The organism is Oceanospirillum sp., assembly GCF_982874595.1.
In genome coordinates this window covers 13,790-32,370 of record NZ_CEYNZH010000016.1, presented here as the reverse complement: position 1 = coordinate 32,370, position 18,581 = coordinate 13,790, and the positions used below count along the sequence as shown (strand labels likewise).

The following is an 18,581-nucleotide window of genomic DNA, read 5'->3' as shown; positions in this document are numbered from 1 at the left end:
GGGGGGAGGCACTCAGTAATGAGTGCCGAATTTTGCTTCCAGTTGAAGTGTGAGACTTAAATTACCTTCGTAATCATCTTGTGCAGATAAGGTGTCTGCAGGAGTGACACTGAAGAAAAGCCAATCACCGTCTACCCGGCGCCGCAGGGTTGCACTGATCTGGGCTTCATCGACCAGATTTTCTGCGTCATCCGTTGTATAGAACGTCATATTGTAGGTCGCACGCAGGTCGTCGCTGAAGGCTTTGACCAGCTGCCAGCCATGCTGATAGTAGGTCATCTCATCATCGATCAGGTAATTCGTACCGGTTGTGCTGTTAAGTGTAGTGATGGTATCAAGTTCGGTCTGAGTATGCAGGTTGATGCCCATACCGGGCCCTGAATCTTCGGTCCAGAATACGGCTGGAGACGGTCTGATTAACCAATCCGAAACCTGAAAGTTGCGGCCGGTTCGTAAATAGCTGACCGCTTCAGTATCCAGGTTGGCGGTATCCAGTTGCCAGCCAATATCAAAGGTGTTTTGCCATAAAGAATCCGTTTCCTGGTAGATATAACGCAAAAATAATCCGGCTTTATCGGCTTGAATAAACCGTTGAGAGGCTGGCGAATCTTGTTGGCTTTCTGCAGCCGGAGCTGCCGTGGGGGTTCTTTCCCCTCCACTTTGAGAGGCGTCTGACAGATCTACATCGGTCTTGCTTGGCTTAACCGTACTTGCGGAGTTGTTGTTAAGTCGATTTTCATCATCCAGTCGTATAAACAGTTGGAGTTTACTGGTGGTGGAAGGAAGGTCGGCCCTGAAGTTAAAGCCGCTGACGCTTACCGGGTCGCCATTTTTCTCAAACCGGACTCCTGTGTGAAGGATAATCGAACTCTCGTTAGGCTGGTGTTTGTCCGGAGAGCCAAAGATTGAATCCAGACCAAAGCCGATCGTTGCGGCCGTTTGTCCCAGAAGATTACGACTCTGGGCAACTCCTGTTCTCAGAGCCTGAAGCTCAATTTTAGGACGACTTTTTGCATCCTGAGAGGTTTTGTCATCCGAGAAAAAATTGTCAAAATTATCTTCTTTTTGAATCTCTGCCCGGATGGTGTTCAGTGGAACAAATAAAGCGAGCAACGTTAAGCCTAAGTAGTAGTGATAGAGTTGCCTCTTGATCGTACTTATTTTAGTCTCTGTCGTTCTGGACAAAACTACTCCCTAGTTGTTTGACGTTTCTTCGTCGCTTGCGGGTCCAGTTTGTGTTGGGTGGTTTTGATGGCTCCCTGAGAAGTTTGGGCCCGAACCTTGTTTACCAGATTATAGCCTTGATTACGCAGACCCTTATCCAGCCAGTTCATGGCGTTCATACCCGCCCAGAGTGGCATCAGCACCCCTAGTCCAACAAAGGCCATGGAAACCATAGAAAGGTTCATTGCTCCGGCAATAAAGATACCTGCAATGGCCGCGCTCCAGCCCAGAAAAAGAAGAAAGCTCGGTCCCCAAAGATTGTTCGACAGTGTCCAGATCAGGGAAAACAGAGCGGCAGTCCAGTTAAAGCCTGAGGTAATCGCGGCATAACCCCGTTGAGGATGTTGGTAAACACGAAAAATCTGCATATCCCTGTTTCTCGGTACTGAATATCAATAGATAACCATCCTATGTCCTCTGGATGGGGCTTTTGGCTCTATCATACCTGAGTTTTTGATATGCTTTAAACGGAAAAACGGTGACAAAGCGTCACCGTTTCAGCCTAGGATCATCACCCGTTAATTTTCTCAGGACAGCCTGAAGCGGCTCAGCCGTTGGCTCAGACTATCAGCCATTCCGGCAATTTCCTGACTGCTCAAAGCGATAGTTGCTGCTCTATCCAACACATCCTGTGAGATGGTTCGGATATCAAACAGGTTGTGATTGATCTCTTCGGCGACAGAGCCCTGTTGTTCTGCGGCGGAAGCGATCTGGGTGCTCATATCGCTGACATGTCGGATATGATCGACAATAGCGTCCAGGTCTGTACCTGCTTTAACCATCTGGCTGACACTGTTGAGTGCTTCTTCACTGCTTTTTCCCATCGTGCGATTGGCATTGGCGGCCTGCAGCTGAAGCTGTTCGATAATGTGTTGAATCTCACCGGTGGAACCTTGAGTTCGGCTGGCGAGATTGCGGACTTCATCGGCCACAACCGCAAAGCCGCGGCCCGCTTCTCCGGCGCGTGCGGCTTCGATTGCCGCATTCAGAGCCAGCAGATTTGTCTGATCCGAGATCTCACGAATCACGTTAATGACTTCTCCGATCTTATCGGTTTGCTCGCTAAGCTCGCCCATTACTCCGCCAGCTTCTGACACATGCTGAGACAGCAGCTCAATAGCGTTAACGGTTTGACGCACTTCTTCCTGTCCGGTTTGCGCCTGTTCAGAGGCTTCTCTGGTGGCCTCAGCGGTATCGGTAGCGTTACGTGCGACCTCCTGAATGGTCGAAGACATTTCGGTCATGGCGGAAGCCAGCTTGTCCACTTCAGTGAACTGGCGATCCATACCGTTACGGGTTTCCTCGCTGTTCTGGCTCATGGCTCCTGTGTGTGAGCGCAGCTGTTCCGCAGCCAGCTCCACATCTGACAGAACGGTTTTCAAAGAGCGGGTCATGGTATCAACTTCATCGGCCAGTTGGCCGATTTCATCCCGGCGTTTCAGATCAATGGTATGGGTCATGTCGCCAGCGGAGATAAAGCGTACGGTTTCCAGCATGCGGTTCAGCGGGCGGGTGATATTGCGGACCATGACGACGCTGCCCCAGATCGCCAGGCTGAAAAGGACTACCTGGAACATGGCAGACTCAGTTAATGCGGCCCAGAAGATATCGACAACATCGCTCAGGTAAACACCGCTACCGATTACCCAGCCCCATTCCTTAAAACCTTTAACGTAGGAAACCTTATCCTTTGGCTTATCAAACTGAGGCCCCTTGTAGGTGTAATCGACAAAACCTTCGCCCTGAGAACGCACGACCTTGACCATCTCCTGCCAGTGGAGCTTGCCTGAGGCGTCTTTAATATGGGTCATGTCTTTGCCGATGATGTTTTTCTTGATCGGATGCATCACGAGTCGTTGCTGCATATCGTTGATCCAGAAATAACCATTCTTGCCATAGCGCAGTGAGGCAATGGCATCTAAGGCCTGCTTTTTAGCTTCTGCTTCTCCCAGCTCAGCACGTTTATCATAATAGTGCTGAATCAGGCTGGAGGCTGACTGAACCTGCTCCTGAACCTGAACTTTTCGTGCGGTAAGCAGTTCATCATATAAGCGGTAGAGGGAGTTCAGTTCCACAAGGGTCAGTGTGGCGAATAGCAACCCGATTAGCAGTGCGAGTTTGCGAGCCACTGGCCAGTGACGGATTTCCATGATGGTTATGGTCCTTTGCAAGTCATTTGAAATTCAGGGTCTTTGTAAGCTGTTGTTATTTTTATGTAATTAAACAGTAATAATGACATTGTATAGGAGTAAGAGCGCCATAACCTTGATCCGGTACTGTTTTTCATAATATTAGAAGATGCTTTGGTAAAGGGTTTTGCTTTATTTACTTATTGATTTAAAAAGGAATACTGCAATTGCTCTCTGTCGACCGGAAGGTTTGATATTAGACTAAAGATATCGATAGGCTTTTTTGTTTCCCGGTGGTTGCGGATAATCCTGGAATGCCGATCAGAATGGAGTGGCCTCTTTGAAGACAGGAACCTTGGATACACTTAAACAGCGGCTTGAAAATGCCCCGCCTAATGCCCTTCGGGATGATCTTTGGGCGCATCGGTGTTGTGAGCAGGCTTATCTTGCCTTAGCTGTCGGCAACTATGGGGTCGGAGCGATTCTGGTTAATGCCGATGATGAGCTGGTTTGTGAGGCGCGTAATCAGGTGTTTGTCCGGGACATGGAAGAGGGGGCTGAACCTGATAAGGGGTATCAAAGCCAGCGCCATGCGGAGATGCAGATTCTGGATCGGCTGGAAACTGAGTTTGCCCATCTGGATCGCCGGTCATTGACTCTTTATGTCAGCCTTGAGCCCTGCCTGATGTGCAGCGGGCGTATTCTGTTATCCGGTATCGGGCGGGTGCGTTATCTGGCATCGGATAAAGCGGGTGGTTTTATCTCCCATCTTCACGGATTGCCTCCGGCATGGAAAAATCTGTCAACCGGTGTCGAGGTGGAAGAGGCGCTGATACAGGGGTACTGGCGCAATTTTGCCCATGACTGTGTCGAGCAAAGCGCGGCTCAGATGCGGGAGAAGGTGGTTCAGGCCTGGAAAGGTAAATCTTAAAAAGAAGAAACAAGAAGTAGTGAGGACTCTGCACCGGCCGCTGATCACAGCCGGCACAGAGGGTGGGAACTGATGTTCCTGAACATTCGCCTGACAAGCAGGCTAAGCGGGGATTAATCCCAGCTCAGTGCGCCGCCAACCTGATACTCGGTGACGCGGGTTTCGAAGAAGTTCTTCTCTTTACGCAGGTCGATAATTTCCGACATCCACGGGAATGGGTTCGTCGCGCCGGGGAACTGCTCTTTCAGGCCCAGCTGCTGCAGACGACGGTTACAGATGAACTTCAGATACTCTTCCATAATACCGGCGTTCATACCCAGTACACCGCGCGGCATGGTGTCGCGAGCGTATTCGATCTCAAGCTCGGTACCTTCCAGAATCATCTGTACCACTTCTTCCTGGAACTCAGGGGTCCACAGGTGCGGGTTCTCGATCTTGATCTGGTTGATCACATCAACACCAAAGTTCAGGTGCATGGATTCGTCACGCAGAATGTACTGGAACTGCTCGGCAACACCGGTCATCTTGTTGCGGCGGCCCATAGACAGAATCTGGCTGAAACCGCAGTAGAAGAAGATACCTTCGGTCACGCAGTAGAAAGCGATCAGGTTACGCAGCAGCTCCTGATCGGTTTCCGGAGTACCTGTGCTGAAGTTCGGGTTAGACAGTGAGTGCGTGTGGCTCAGACTCCAGCTCGCTTTTTTCGCGATGGACGGCACTTCACGGTACATGTTGAACACTTCACCTTCATCCATACCCAGAGACTCAACGCAGTACTGGTAAGCGTGGGTGTGGATCGCTTCTTCAAATGCCTGACGTAGCAGGTACTGGCGGCATTCCGGGTTGGTGATCAGACGGTAAACCGCCAGCACCAGATTGTTGGCTACCAGAGAGTCAGCAGTGGAGAAGTAACCCAGAGAGCGCATCACGATCATGCGCTCGTCTTCGGTCAGGCCATTCTGACTTTTCCACAGCGCGATATCCGCGTTCATGTTGACTTCCTGGGGCATCCAGTGGTTCGCGGTGCCATCCAGGTATTTCTGCCATGCCCAGTCGTACTTAAACGGAACCAGCTGGTTCAGGTCAGCACGGCAGTTGATCATGCGTTTGTCGTCAACCTCGATGCGGGCAGCGCCCATTTCCAGATCTTCCAGACCCGGTGCAACGTCGATGTTGTTAACGGCTTCACGGGCACGTTCCTGAGCGCTTTTATCGGCAGGCTGGCTTTCAGAAACCGGTGCGGTTGCGACTGGAGCAGGAGTGGCCTGAGGAGCTGGCGCAGGCTGGGCCGGAGCAGGCTGTGGGGCTGCCTGAGGCTTTTCGGCTACTGCGGTTTCCTCGTTATCAAATTCGTCCCAGCTAAGCATGGTGAAATCCTCTTAAATGTCTTAATCAGCGGTGCTGATGATTTATACAGTATAGTCAAGTTTGGACATTGACTTGCCGCAGGGCTTGCAGTAAGTCCGTTTTATCAGCTCGATTTAGTCGGAGCTTTATAAAAGCACTGTGGCAAGTCGATGCGATGTGAGCTTCCGGTAAGCCGGAAACCAGCCGCATCCTTGCGGTCAGCGAAAGGCTGCAGTGCCTTTCGCCGGGTTCCTTTACTGAGACGGCCTTACTGGCACGCCTCACAATCCGGGTTGTCGATAGAGCAGGCCTGAGGCACCGCTGCTGCTTCGCCGGACAGTTCAAACTCGTCCTTTGCGGCAGTAGAGGTTGCCGGAGCAGGTGCTGCAGCAACGGGCGCTGCCGCTGGTGCCGGAGCAACGGTTGTTGGCGCGCTACCACTGGAAACCGCATTGTGGGTACCACGATCAACCGTTGATTTCTCAACAGAAGATGCGCCCATCGCACGGAGGTAATAGGTGGTTTTCAGACCACGGAACCACGCCATACGGTAGGTGATATCCAGTTTCTTACCGTTGACGCCGGAGATGTACAGGTTCAGAGACTGAGCCTGATCGATCCATTTCTGACGGCGGCTTGCCGCATCAACCAGCCATTTCGGCTCAACTTCAAAGGCGTTGGCGTACAGGGCTTTCAGATCATCCGGGATACGGTCGATCGGCTGTACGGAACCGTCGTAGTATTTCAGGTCGTTAACCATGACCTCATCCCACAGGCCGCGCTCTTTCAGGTCGCGAACCATGTAAGGGTTTACTACGGTGAATTCGCCGGACAGGTTCGATTTCACGTACAGGTTCTGATAAGTCGGCTCGATAGACTGAGACACGCCACAGATGTTGGAGATAGTCGCAGTCGGTGCGATCGCCATCACGTTGGAGTTACGCATACCCTGTTCACGTACCTGAGTACGCAGGGAATCCCAATCCAGCGTGCTGGACGTATCCACTTCGATAAACTGTTCGCCACGGGCTTCAATCAGATTGCTCAGGGAATCGATTGGCAGTACGCCCTGACTCCACAGAGAACCTTCGTAGCTTTCGTAGCGGCCACGCTCGGCAGCCAGATCGCTGGAAGCCTGGATCGCGTAGTAGCTGATCACTTCCATGGAACGGTCTGCAAAGGAGACCGCTTCGTCAGAAGCGTAAGCGGTTTTCGCTTTATACAGTGCATCCTGGAAGCCCATGATGCCCATGCCTACCGGACGGTGTTTCAGGTTGGAATTGCGTGCCTGAGGAACCGCGTAGTAGTTAATGTCGATCACGTTATCCAGCATACGAACAGCAGTGGTGACGGTGTTGCGGATCTTGCCCACATCCAGTTCGCCATTGTCTTTGACGTGCTGCGCCAGGTTGACAGAACCTAGGTTACATACTGCAATTTCATCAGCACTGGTGTTCAGCGTGATCTCGGTGCACAGGTTGGACGAGTGAACAACACCCACATGCTGCTGTGGTGAACGCAGGTTGCACGGATCTTTAAAGGTGATCCATGGGTGGCCAGTTTCGAACAACATGGACAGCATCTTACGCCACAGGTCTTTCGCCTTGATGCGTTTGAACAGGCGCAGCTGACCGGCATCCGCCATGCGCTCGTACTCTTCGTAACGGGCTTCAAAGGCTTTGCCGTACAGGTCGTGCAGATCCGGGGTGTCGGATGGAGAGAACAGCGTCCACTCTTTATCTTCGAAGACACGCTTCATCAGCAGATCCGGAACCCAGTTAGCCGTGTTCATATCGTGGGTACGACGACGGTCATCACCGGTGTTCTTACGCAGATCCAGAAACTCTTCTACGTCCAGGTGCCAGCTTTCCAGATACGCACAAACCGCACCTTTACGCTTACCACCCTGGTTTACCGCGACAGCGGTGTCGTTGACAACTTTCAGGAAAGGTACAACACCCTGAGATTTACCGTTAGTGCCCTTGATGTGAGAGCCCAGAGCACGAACCTGAGTCCAGTCGTTACCCAGACCTCCGGCCCATTTGGACAGCAGTGCGTTGTCTTTGATAGCACCGTAGATACCTTCCAGATCATCCGGCACGTGAGTCAGGTAGCAGGAAGACAGCTGCGGACGACGGGTACCTGAGTTAAACAGGGTCGGCGTGGATGCCATGTAGTCAAAGCTGGACAGCAGGCCGTAGAACTCAATCGCACGTTCGGTACGATTTTCTTCGTTCAGAGACAGACCCATCGCCACACGCATGAACATCACCTGAGGCAGTTCGTAACGTACGTCGTCACAGTGCAGGAAGTAACGGTCATACAGGGTCTGCAGACCCAGATAGGTGAAGTTCTTGTCGTTTTCCGGCTGAATCGCCGCGCCCAGAGCTTCCAGATCAAAGTCGGCCAGCGCCGGATCCAGTTGCTCCAGTTCGATACCTTTTGCCACATAGGCGGTCAGCGCCTGCGGATAAAGGTTTGCCATCTCCTGATGAGTGGCTTCATCAGCGACCTTCAGGAAGCTCAGCGCTTCACGGCGCAGGTTGTCCAGCAGCAGGCGGGCGGTAACGTAGGTGTAGTTTGGCTCTTTCTCTACCAGAGTACGGGCTGCCATCATCAGAGCAGTGGAGACGCCATCAACGGGTACACCGTCGTAGAGGTTTTTCAGCGCATCGTCGATGATCAGCTTCTTGTTAACTTCTTCCAGACCTTCGCAGGCTTCACTCACAACCGTATCGATACGACCCAGATCCAGAGGCAGTCGTGTGCCATCAAGGTGTGTCACATTGATGGTTGGGTGCGGGTTAGAGATCCCCTGTGCTTCTGCAGAACGCAGACGGGAGTGCTCTTCACGGTACAGAACATAGGCGCGGGCAACTTTCTGCTCGCCGGAACGCATCAGAACCAGCTCAACCTGATCCTGAATATCTTCAATGTGAATCACGCCACCTGCAGGCATACGGCGCTGGAAGGTTTCGATAATGTTCGTTGTGAAAGAATCCACCAGCTCGTGAATCCGGCTGGAGTTCTGAGCGCTATCACCTTCGACTGCGATAAAAGCTTTGCTCATTGCAACGGAGATCTTGCTGGGGTCACATGCGACCAGATCGCCGTTGCGTTTCATCACCTGCAGATTGCTAAGTGCTGCGTTGGAAGTGGAGTCCTGTACCATGCTGATTATGCCTGCCTTTCGTTAATCTTGGATCTTGACTGTTAAAGATCACTGTCTGGTTTGGCGCTTTCTTCGGAAAAGCACTGAATGGTTTTGTACAGATCAATTGTCCGACCTAAAAGCCCATGTCCTTTATGAGGACAATAGGGTGTATATCAAAAACAAAAAATCCGGATCAAATCCGGAAATATCGCTTATTACAAGGGCTTAGGTTGAATTGTGCCTTAAAATATGTCTAACCCCTATATATGGGGTGTTGTTTCAGTAGCGGCACAAGATAATGTTGTTTTTGGCGATCTGCAAGTGGATAACCTGTGGGTAACTTGTGTTTATTCTAGGGGTGAAAACCAACTTACGTGACAAGTCTTTTTCCAGAGGCTTTGCAGAAATTTCAAGTGATAAAGAAGAAAATTTTTTCACTTTGCTTTGTGTCAAAGTGAACTAATTTTTAAGAGCGGATTTAAGCTATCTTATCAGGTAGGCATAGTAACTATATGTGCAGTTAAGTTATGATTAAATGCATAAAAAAGAAGGGTATTGCCTTAAAAAAATTCATAAAACATACCTTTTAGCCGCCATTAGGCGGCGTAATTAACACGGAGTAGCGAGGCTGCCCCGTAGAATGTGACGAAGAAAGCCGGTAGCAAATGCGCAGGCTATCGCAATGACGAGAGAGCATCCCGTGGATACACAAGAAATTTCCCGAATTCTGATCGTTGAAGATGACGAGCGACTGGCGACCCTGACCCGAGAGTATTTAGAGGGTAATGGTTTTGACGTTGACGTTGAAGGCGACGGTAACCGTGCTGTTGATCGCATCCTGAACGAGAAACCTGACCTGGTTATTCTGGATGTCATGTTGCCGGGTGAAGATGGTTTGGGTGTTTGTCGTCGCGTTCGCCCTGAGTACAGCGGTCCTATTCTGATGCTGACGGCCCGTACTGATGATATGGATCAGGTTGTTGGGCTGGAAATGGGCGCAGATGATTACATCTCTAAACCTGTACGCCCACGGGTTTTGTTGGCTCGCGTACGGGCTTTATTGCGTCGGGTGAGTGGTTCAGAAGAGCCTATGACGCTGGAAGAGAGCGATGACAGTCGTCTGCAGTTCGGTAATCTGGTGGTGGATAATGCGATGCGTGAGGCCTGGTTGGCTGGCGAAAGCATTGATTTGACCAGTGCAGAGTTTGATCTGCTTTGGTTGCTGGCTTCCAATGCGGGACGGGTCTTGACCCGTGAAGAGATCTTCACCGCCCTGCGAGGTATTGAATATGACGGTCAGGATCGCTCGATTGATGTACGCGTATCCCGTATCCGTCCTAAAGTGGGTGATGATCCGATGCATCCACGCCGGATTAAGACAGTACGAAGCAAGGGTTATCTTTTTGTAAAAGAGGTTTAACTCATAACCCCGAAGATGGGATGCTTCGGTGTTGATCTCATCCGGCTCGGGATGATGGCGCTTCGGGAGATGTGATCCTGGTTTTGGCACGGCAGATTGCTTATTTCTGCCGTGTTTTTCGTTCAGGCCTTTCGGCTTATCTACCTGCCGGATATTTTTCAACAAATCGGGATTTCTTTCACGTGATGCCTCTAAACGCTCTTCGGGTTAACAGCATCTTTATCCGTGTTTATTTGCACATGCTACTGGCGATGCTGTTGGTTATTGTGCTTGCCGTAGGTGCTACGTCGTTAATCAATCATGTTCGGGTAGAGCAATACCGGGAAGAATTAGCTTCCGGTACCTTCTATCTTTTGAGTAAAGGCTGGCAACAGCAGGAAGAGTCCAACCGTGTCAGCTGGTTGATGGAAACTGCTGCTGAACTGAGTATTAAGCTGTCAGTGACCCGGGTCGATGACGAACCCTTGGACAGTTGGCAGTTGCGTCGATTGCGGGAGAATCGAATTCTGGTGCTTCAGGGGGGGGCGGATAGCGAGCTGGTGGTTTATCGGTATTTGAACCCTGAGAGCCGCTTGTTGGTGAAAGGCCTGATTCCCCGATTGTCTGAACAACATGCCCGAGCTTCAGTAGATCTGTTGCGCCAGGTCATCCGTGGCTATGACGCTCCTGCCGAGCAGGTACTCTCCGAAACAAACCCTCATTTTGCTTATCCGGTATCACTGATCCCTGTGGCGGATGTTTCTCTTGATCGCATTGAACTGCAGCAACTTGTAGAAGGCGAAGCGATTCTTTCCTTTAGGGAAAACGGCAGAGCCGTTGAAGCCTACGCTCAACTGGATAGCGATCGCATGCTGAAGGTGGGACCTGTGGGTATGTTTGATCCCTACCCGCTGGTTTTAATGGCTGCAATAGCGCTTGTTGCCCTGCTGTTATCCGGTAGTGGGGTTTATTTGTCGGTACGTATGCTGGAACATCGCCTGCAGAAAGTTGAGCAAGCCGCCAGTCGAATTGCAGCAGGTCACCTGAGTACCCGGGTTCGGGTTGAGGGCGATGATTTTGTTGCCCGTTTAGCTCGCGCATTCAACACTATGGCGAAGCAGGTTCAGGAACTGCTTAAGACTCAGCAAGAGATGATCCATGCTGTTTCCCATGAGTTGCGGACTCCGGTTGCCCGGATCCGTTTCGGTATGCAGATGATTGAGGATATGGTTGATGATCCTTTTGCTCAGAAACAGCTGAAGGGCATTGATAACGATATCCAGGAGTTGGATGAGCTGGTCGATGAGATTCTTACCTATGCCCGACTGGGCCAGGAGACGCTGCATCTGCATTATGAGCGGGCTGAAGTGGTGCCGCTTCTGGATGATGTGGTCAATGGCCTTAGAGTTCTCAAGCCTGAGCTGGAGTTGAACGTGATACACCGAAATCCCGCATCCGGTAATGATGCCGATGTTGAGGTGCGTTATTTCCAGAGAGCAGTTCAGAACCTGGTCAGCAACGCCTGCCGCTATGCCGAAAGTCAGGTGCAGGTCAGTTGCTATGTTGACTCAGACAGTATTCGTATTGATGTGGAAGATGATGGCCCAGGTGTTCCTGAGGAGGACTGGGAGCGGGTGTTTACGCCTTTCTCAAGGTTGGATGACAGTCGTACACGGGCATCCGGTGGCTATGGACTGGGTTTGTCGATTGTTCGTCGAATTACCTACTGGCATCAGGGTGGTGCTATGGTGGATCGTAGTGATGACTTTGGTGGCGCTCGTTTCAGCCTGATTTTCCCCCGTTACCGGGTCGAGGTTGAAGATACTCCAATGGTGTAATGATAGATTTTTGCTATCAGAAAGAGGTCATTTCAGCATTATTTTCATCGATAAAAAGCTAACCCGGTGCTTTTTGACTCAGGTTAAGTGTTGCACCGGATTTTGTTGATGAGTATCAAGAAAGGGAAAGCCCTCATTCAGTAACATTTTTCCTGCAGTAAATTGGAACGCAGGTTGATTTGTAGCTGAGACTTGAGTTCTATCCTTTTTATCTCTCCTTTTGAGAAGGGACCATGCAGTGGGTCCCTTTTTTTTCGTCTGCAGTTTTTATTAGCACTTGTTTTTAATCGGCCAGGCCATCTGCTTTGTGTTCAGCGGGTTGAATACCGGACAGCGTTCGGAAAGAAACCTCACGTGCTGTTCTGAGAAAGTCTTTCATGTAAGCGCTGTCAATGGTGTCTTTTCGTACTGCAGCGAACAGGATGCTCCATAAGCCTTTCTCTCCAAGACGAACCCCTTTGACGTAATCCTGTTCCAGGTATTCTGCTGCAGCCCAGTTAGGCAAGGCGCAAACACCACGACCACTGGCGACCAGCTGCATCATCATAATGGTCAGCTCTGCTGAACGTGTATCGGCTGGCTCAAGACCTGCCGGTGTCAGAAATTTAGAGAATACATCCAGTCTGTCTCTTTCTACGGGATAGATGATTAACGTTTCCTGGGCCAGTTCCTGTTCAGTAACAAAGCTTTTTTTAGCGAAAGCATGTTGTTTGGCGACGGCAAGAAGGCCTTCATAACGAAACAGAGGAACGTACTCTACGCTTGGCAGGGATTTAGGGTCAGAGGTAATCACCAGATCAAGCTCACCGCGAGCGAGTGCCGGAAGTGGGGCAAAGTTGAAGCCTGAGGCAAAGTCCATTTCAACTTCTGGCCAGTTATTACGAAAACTGTCAATGGTAGGCATCAGCCATTGGAAACAGCTATGGCACTCAATTGCCATATGCAGTCGACCAACTTCACCGCCAGCCATGCGGTCGAGGTCCCGCTGGGCCGAACGAAGTAACGGCATGATTTCATCCGCTAGCTGGAGGATTCGCATACCCGCACTGGTAAATTGCAGCGGTTTACTCTTGCGGACAAAGAGGGTGCAACCCAACCGCTCTTCGAGATCTTTAATCTGGTGCGAGAGAGCAGACTGAGTCAGGTGAATACGATCTGCTGCTTCAACCAGACTACCGGTCTCTTTTAATGCCATCAGGGTTTTGAGGTGTCGTATCTCAATCATGGCGATCTCTTTGAATATATTTCATGAATATTCTTGCTTGGTCTAACTCTGCTCATTATAGCACGTGGTTTTCCCTATGATGGATTCAGGCGGGCAGCCGGTCGGGAACTGAGACAGTTTGTGTGACATTCTGTCAGATCGTGTAGTGAACTGTTGTTAATGAGAGCTAAGTAGGTTTTAAAAAGCAGCTTTATTGGAATGAAGGTTCTTTTCTGGTAAAACCGATGGGTCGCATGGAGGCAGACATAACAATTAAAAATCTGCAGAGGGAAATATGATCGAAATACTAGACAAACTGATGCCGCAGCTTGTCCCTAAAGATCAGCACCAGTTACTCCGGATGAGACGAACCCTGATGGCGACGGGTTCTGGGTTGGTACTCACAGCCGTTGTTGTGTTGTCGATGCTTTTGGGGATGGTCGATCTGGAACTGCCCTATTTTATCCTGCTCTATACACTGATTTGGCTGGGTAACTTATGCTTTCCGCTGATGATCAGCTATGACATCAATCTTCTTTTTAAAGACCCCAGTCTGACCATTCCTCAACTAATCTGGCATACCTTCACCAATACGATATCTATTTATCTGGTTCCGGATCTGCAACATGTGTTTCTGATGCACTATCTGCTGGTTGTTTTGTTCGGGGCATTCAGGATGCAGCGTCGTGGTTTCTTTATCGTTGGTGGCTTTATTCTTATCTGTTACACCACTGTTATGCTGTTACATCAGTTCAGCGGTGATGGTGTTGATCTGGTCGAGCAGGCCCTGAGCGCTCTGGTTTTCATTTTTATGTTGGTAGGGGTCAGTATTATCGGAACAGAGATCAGCAGTTTGCGTTGGGCGCTTAAAAAACGTAATGCTGAGATGAATGAGGTGATGAAACAGGCCAAGGAGCAGGCAATTACCGATGATCTGACCGGGCTGTATAACCGTCGTCATCTGATGCAAATCCTACGCAGGCAGCAGGCACTGGCCTATCGTGGCGATTACGAATTCAGCCTCTGTTTTGTTGATCTGGATCACTTTAAGCAGGTTAATGACCGCTATGGGCATAAGGCGGGCGATGAAGTTTTGCAGACTTTTGCGGATATTGCCCGCAATAGTGTCCGAGAAGTGGACTTTGTGGCTCGGTTGGGTGGAGAGGAGTTTGTACTGGTACTTGTCAGAACGCCTCTTGATGGTGCTACTCAGGTTGCAGAGCGCTTGCGCGAGTCTATGGAAAAGGCTCAGTTAGACATTCTTGACCCCGGGCATAATGTTACCGCCAGCATTGGTGTGACTCAGTATCGGCCAAAGGAGCCGATAGAGGAGACGATGCATCGTGCGGATATTGCCGTTTATTCTGCTAAGAATCGTGGTAGGAATCAGTTAGTTACTGACCGCCAGCTTGGAAGCCTGATGATGTCTTCTCTGCATCAGGATGATGACGGGGAGAGCGGTCAGGTGTCGGCTGGTTTTTCAGATACCTGAAGACAATCCCTTCCCTTTGATCAGGCTGTGGGTGCGCTAGTACTTCCCTTTCTAATGCTATTTTTATATGATAATGGTTATTATTTGTATTTTTTTAGGGTTTCATTAGTGCGGCCCGATTCGCTGGTGTGTTTTCTCTGAGGTTTTCGTTTATGGCAAAGGCCCTGAAGTCTGCTCGATTATGTAAGCTGGACAAGAGTGACATTACTAAACACTTTCAGGAACTGACCGAAGTAACCCGGTTCAGTCGTTACTTGTGCGGTAAATGTGCCCGTTCTGCATCGGATAAAAAGCGTCTCTGTCGTCCCGTAGAGATGTAGCACTTTGCTGAATGTTTCAGTCTCAGGCTTATCAATTGTAGTCCGGCTAACGGTAAGAGTTTGGCACCAGTATTGACCTGTTTTATTTAGGAGATTCTATGTTAAAAAAAGCGATGGTTGATCGTTTGAATGAACAGATTAATCTGGAGTTTTATTCGTCAAATCTTTATTTGCAGATGAGCGCCTGGGCTGAAGATAAGGGGTTTGAGGGCTGCGCAGCGTTTTTGCAAAAACATGCGGATGAAGAGATGGAGCATATGAAACGTCTGTTCACCTATGTGAATGAGACCGGTGCCATGGCGAAGCTGGGCGCTATTGATGCGCCGCCTACAGAGTTTTCTTCAATCAAAGACCTGTTTGAGAAGGTGTTTGAGCATGAGTGTCTGATTACCCAGAAGATTAATGAGCTGGCGCACACGGCATTTACTGAACAGGACTATTCGACGTTTAGCTTCCTGCAGTGGTATGTCGCTGAACAGCATGAGGAAGAGAAGCTGTTCAAAAGTATTCTGGATAAGATTGAAATTATCGGTGAGGATGGCAAAGGTCTGTTCTTTATCGATAAAGAGATTGGCAGAATGGTAGGTAAAGAAGGCGGCAGCGTGATGGCTTCTTCAGAGCCTGAGTTCTGATAAGGACGGATTGCAGTGCCAAAAAAACCGGTAAGTCCCCTTACCGGTTTTTTGTTGCTGATGCCCGAGGAGCCGCTTTAAAAGCTAGCGGCCGAATTCATAAGCCAATCCATTGCTGGCAACCGCTCTTAGCTTATTCCCACTGACGAAAGCGATGTCCTGAATACTGACACCGGAAGGCTTCCAGGCATTTCGCTTAGTTGCTTCCCAATCGGCAATCTCTTTTTTCGCTGACAGATCCCATAGCTTTAGTTTGCCGGTACTGGTGCCGGTAACAAGAAGATTCTGGCTTTGATTGAAGGCTGCAGCGGTGTAAGTGGCTGCAGCAATCTCACCACCACGGTTAATATCGATATTCATAGCGATCTGGCCACTGGTCAGGTCAACCACGACACCGGACCCAGCCTGGGCACCGCTAAAGGCGTAGCGGTTGTCAGGGGCGATCGCCATAGCGCGAATCTGGTTGTCATGAGACCACTGACCTCTTACTTCACCATCTTCTGTGTTCCAGAGATAAACAGAACCGACGCGGGTGCCACCCATTACCAGCGAGTTATCAGCGCTAAGAGTAACCGATGATACCTGATCATCTGCGGAAAAAGTGCGAACCCCTTTACCCTGAGCTGTGCTGATCAGAACAGCAGTGCTGTTATCCAGGCCCGCAATCAGAAACTGGCCGTCAGCAGAAATGTCTAAGCTACGAATATCAGCGGGTAAAGACCAGAAATTCAGAGATTTGCCGGACGTTGCATCCCAAAGTGTTAACTTGCTTTGTTCAGCGGTTGCACCGTAGCGGCCATCACCGGAAATGGCCACATGATCCAGCAGTGAGAAGGTATCGGCTTTATGGTTCCAGTTAAATACCCGCTCATGCTGCGGCAGTTGCCATAGGCTGCCACCATGATTGATCGAGGCAACAATCGCCAGGCTTCCGTTATCAGATAAAGCCGCGTCGTAATGGCCTTTAGTCGCCAGTGACCAGGTCTGCTCCGGTGGAGTCAGATCAGAGCAACCGGAAAGCGTTAGTACAAGTGAAGCCAGTACGGCAGAAACAACAGTTTTACCTGCATGGATCATGAGTCTACAAGTTCCCTGTGCGCAGTGTGTAAGGTTTCTATCAGAGTATCTTCGTGCTGGAAACGGTCCGCAAGATGTTCACCTAAAAGAGAAAGCTGATCGGGCAGAGCCTGAATAGCGTCCTGTTCCGGTGTGCTGTCCCCGTAGGTTTCGTTGAAGTCGAGGATGACATCGGTACTCTTCTGAATGAGCGGGAAAATCTTTTGGCTCAGATCGATCGCATCCTGATCCGAGAAGGCTTCAGCTTCGCGACACAGTTGCTCAAAAATCTCAAAATGACCGGCTGAGGTGTAGTCTACCATGACGTCGCAGAGCGCCTGAACCTGAGCCGCATCCACCGGAGCATCGGTCTTAACCCGGTGAGCAATTTCCGTATAGCTAACGATCAGCTCCTGGCGTTCCTGAAGCCATTTGTCGATCATCTCATGAACACCGCTCCAGCGTTCACGGGCATTTTTACAACCTTCAAGCATGGCAGACCTCCAGCATTTGTACGGGCCAACAGGCCATCGCAAAATCGCGTATCAGTATGTGATTGTTTTCAAGCATACGGTAGCAGTTATGCAATGTCACCTGTGTTCGTCGGCAAATATCGGCCGTCGAATTTTCAGAAGTATTTCTTACGCCTGTTTATTATCGGGCTTTACGGTGCGACAGAAAAATCAGGCCTGCAAGGCCAATATAAGCAAACATTGTCCACCAGGGGATTGAAAGCCCCAGAAAGGTCCAGGAGACTTCGGCGCATTCGCCACTACCGCTAAGCACCTGATTGATCACCGAGGTGAAAGGCAGGACTTCCAGCATGTAATCCAGCCCCGGTCCACAGGAGGGGACTTCGGATGGTGGCAGATTCTGTAGCCAGATATGGCGTAACGCCAGACCGATACCCGCAGCCAGTGCCAGCAGGTTCAGCCCGCTGATCGCTGCCTTCAGGCGGCTGCAGCTTGGGTTGAAGACGGCACCAGCCAGAAACAGAGCACCGGCGACCATAAAGCTGATGCGCTGGAAGATGCATAGAGGGCAGGGTTCCAGTTCAAAAACATGCTGCATCACCAGCGCACTGGCGATCAGTAAAAAACAGGCTGCAAAACCGGCCAGATTAATCGTGCGGTAATTTAGGGTCATTCTCTGTCCTTAGTTTAATGAGGTTAAGGCAAGGCATCTGAAGCGACCTGTTTGCCAAGGCCTTATTATAAGTGGGTTACGCATTGGAAAAAATCCGTAGCAGCCCTACAATAGAACGATATTTGACTCAGGCAGCGCCACGGACGTGATCCGGGATGCTCCCATAGAGTATTTTCATTCCGGCAGGTTCCCCTTAACTGCGGAAGGATCCAAATAATGCGGATAATGATTAAATTGGAGAGTGCTGAGTGATTAAGTTAGTGAAACACAGTCTGCTGGCGGTGCTGATTATGTTTGGCGCAAGTATGCAAAGCTGGGCAGCAGAAGAGGCTGGTGATGGTTCGCCTATCGCTTACACTGAAGTGAAGCCTTCTTTTGTTCTGAATTACGGCGGTCCGGGCCGACTGAAATATCTGAAAGCGGATATCACCCTGGTCACCAGCTCGCCTTTGGCGGAGCAAACCGTGAGCCATCATATGCCGTTGATCCGCAATGAGCTGGTATCTCTGTTGAGCCGTCAGACCGATGAAGCCGTAACAACGCCGGTGGGTCAGGAGCAGATCCGTATGGAAGCGACTCAGGCAGTGAAAGACCTGATGCAGAAAGAGGTCGGTCATCCGGTGATTGATGATCTGCTGGTCCTGAACTTTATCTACCAGAAATAAGCAGACTGACAGACCTGATCGGTCTGACCCGAATAAAAAGCCCG

Annotated in this window: 16 protein-coding genes; 7 read left to right on the top strand and 9 right to left on the bottom strand. The window is 50.2% G+C overall.

The features are described 5' to 3' along the window. Positions 1–12: 12 nt before the first annotated feature. The 3 genes from AC4GL5_RS09400 to AC4GL5_RS09390 all read right to left on the bottom strand — a co-directional run bounded on the left by AC4GL5_RS09400 (position 13) and on the right by AC4GL5_RS09390 (position 3,374). Complete coding sequence (locus tag AC4GL5_RS09400) at positions 13–1,185, bottom strand: hypothetical protein (protein WP_490382520.1); 1,173 nt, start codon at positions 1,183–1,185, stop codon at positions 13–15. Positions 1,186–1,187: 2 nt separating this feature from the next. Further along, a complete protein-coding gene (locus AC4GL5_RS09395) occupies positions 1,188–1,592 on the bottom strand; it encodes a hypothetical protein (RefSeq protein WP_490382519.1) in 405 nt (134 codons plus the stop codon). A gap of 159 nt (positions 1,593–1,751) precedes the next feature. After that, the gene (locus tag AC4GL5_RS09390) at positions 1,752–3,374 is read right to left on the bottom strand and encodes a methyl-accepting chemotaxis protein (protein WP_490382518.1); all 1,623 of its coding nucleotides are present in this window, start codon (positions 3,372–3,374) and stop codon (positions 1,752–1,754) included. A gap of 319 nt (positions 3,375–3,693) precedes the next feature. Here AC4GL5_RS09390 and AC4GL5_RS09385 point away from each other — a divergent pair, with 319 nt between their 5' ends. After that, positions 3,694–4,284 carry a nucleoside deaminase gene (locus tag AC4GL5_RS09385; protein ID WP_490382517.1) on the top strand — a complete coding sequence of 197 codons (591 nt, stop codon included), beginning with the start codon at positions 3,694–3,696 and terminating at the stop codon, positions 4,282–4,284. A 113-nt stretch (positions 4,285–4,397) separates the two neighbouring features. Here AC4GL5_RS09385 and AC4GL5_RS09380 read toward each other — a convergent pair whose 3' ends face one another. Together AC4GL5_RS09380 and AC4GL5_RS09375 are read right to left on the bottom strand one after the other, a co-directional pair. After that, positions 4,398–5,651, bottom strand: a complete 1,254-nt coding sequence (locus tag AC4GL5_RS09380; protein WP_490382516.1) for a ribonucleotide-diphosphate reductase subunit beta — start codon at positions 5,649–5,651, stop codon at positions 4,398–4,400. 248 nt (positions 5,652–5,899) lie between these two features. Further along, a complete protein-coding gene (locus AC4GL5_RS09375; protein ID WP_490382515.1) occupies positions 5,900–8,803 on the bottom strand; it encodes a ribonucleoside-diphosphate reductase subunit alpha in 2,904 nt (967 codons plus the stop codon). 682 nt (positions 8,804–9,485) lie between these two features. Between AC4GL5_RS09375 and AC4GL5_RS09370 the strand changes: the two genes are divergently transcribed. Then, positions 9,486–10,205, top strand: a complete 720-nt coding sequence (locus AC4GL5_RS09370; RefSeq protein ID WP_490382514.1) for a response regulator — start codon at positions 9,486–9,488, stop codon at positions 10,203–10,205. Between the two features lie 185 nt (positions 10,206–10,390). Beyond that, complete coding sequence (locus AC4GL5_RS09365; protein WP_490382513.1) at positions 10,391–12,022, top strand: ATP-binding protein; 1,632 nt, start codon at positions 10,391–10,393, stop codon at positions 12,020–12,022. A gap of 283 nt (positions 12,023–12,305) precedes the next feature. Here AC4GL5_RS09365 and AC4GL5_RS09360 read toward each other — a convergent pair whose 3' ends face one another. After that, positions 12,306–13,247: a LysR family transcriptional regulator gene (locus AC4GL5_RS09360; RefSeq protein WP_490382512.1), complete on the bottom strand. Its 942-nt coding sequence runs from the start codon at positions 13,245–13,247 to the stop codon at positions 12,306–12,308. A gap of 274 nt (positions 13,248–13,521) precedes the next feature. On the opposite strand from AC4GL5_RS09360, the gene AC4GL5_RS09355 reads away from it, so the two are divergent. From AC4GL5_RS09355 to ftnA, 3 genes are all read left to right on the top strand, one after another. Continuing rightward, entirely contained in the window at positions 13,522–14,718 is a 1,197-nt protein-coding gene (locus tag AC4GL5_RS09355; RefSeq protein ID WP_490382511.1) for a GGDEF domain-containing protein, read from the top strand. 152 nt (positions 14,719–14,870) lie between these two features. Continuing rightward, positions 14,871–15,038: a hypothetical protein gene (locus tag AC4GL5_RS09350; protein WP_490382510.1), complete on the top strand. Its 168-nt coding sequence runs from the start codon at positions 14,871–14,873 to the stop codon at positions 15,036–15,038. A gap of 98 nt (positions 15,039–15,136) precedes the next feature. Further along, positions 15,137–15,670, top strand: a complete 534-nt coding sequence (gene ftnA, locus AC4GL5_RS09345; RefSeq protein ID WP_490382509.1) for a non-heme ferritin — start codon at positions 15,137–15,139, stop codon at positions 15,668–15,670. A gap of 84 nt (positions 15,671–15,754) precedes the next feature. Here the strand turns inward: ftnA and AC4GL5_RS09340 are convergent, their stop codons facing one another. The 3 genes from AC4GL5_RS09340 to AC4GL5_RS09330 all read right to left on the bottom strand — a co-directional run bounded on the left by AC4GL5_RS09340 (position 15,755) and on the right by AC4GL5_RS09330 (position 17,872). Next, entirely contained in the window at positions 15,755–16,747 is a 993-nt protein-coding gene (locus tag AC4GL5_RS09340; protein WP_490382508.1) for a WD40 repeat domain-containing protein, read from the bottom strand. Then, entirely contained in the window at positions 16,744–17,220 is a 477-nt protein-coding gene (rsd, locus tag AC4GL5_RS09335) for a sigma D regulator (RefSeq protein ID WP_490382507.1), read from the bottom strand. The genes AC4GL5_RS09340 and rsd overlap by 4 nt, the downstream gene beginning before the upstream one ends. Before the next feature lie 160 nt (positions 17,221–17,380). Continuing rightward, positions 17,381–17,872, bottom strand: a complete 492-nt coding sequence (locus tag AC4GL5_RS09330) for a disulfide bond formation protein B (RefSeq protein ID WP_490382506.1) — start codon at positions 17,870–17,872, stop codon at positions 17,381–17,383. 248 nt (positions 17,873–18,120) lie between these two features. Between AC4GL5_RS09330 and AC4GL5_RS09325 the strand changes: the two genes are divergently transcribed. Continuing rightward, complete coding sequence (locus tag AC4GL5_RS09325) at positions 18,121–18,537, top strand: flagellar basal body-associated FliL family protein (RefSeq protein WP_490382505.1); 417 nt, start codon at positions 18,121–18,123, stop codon at positions 18,535–18,537. Positions 18,538–18,581 lie beyond the last annotated feature (44 nt).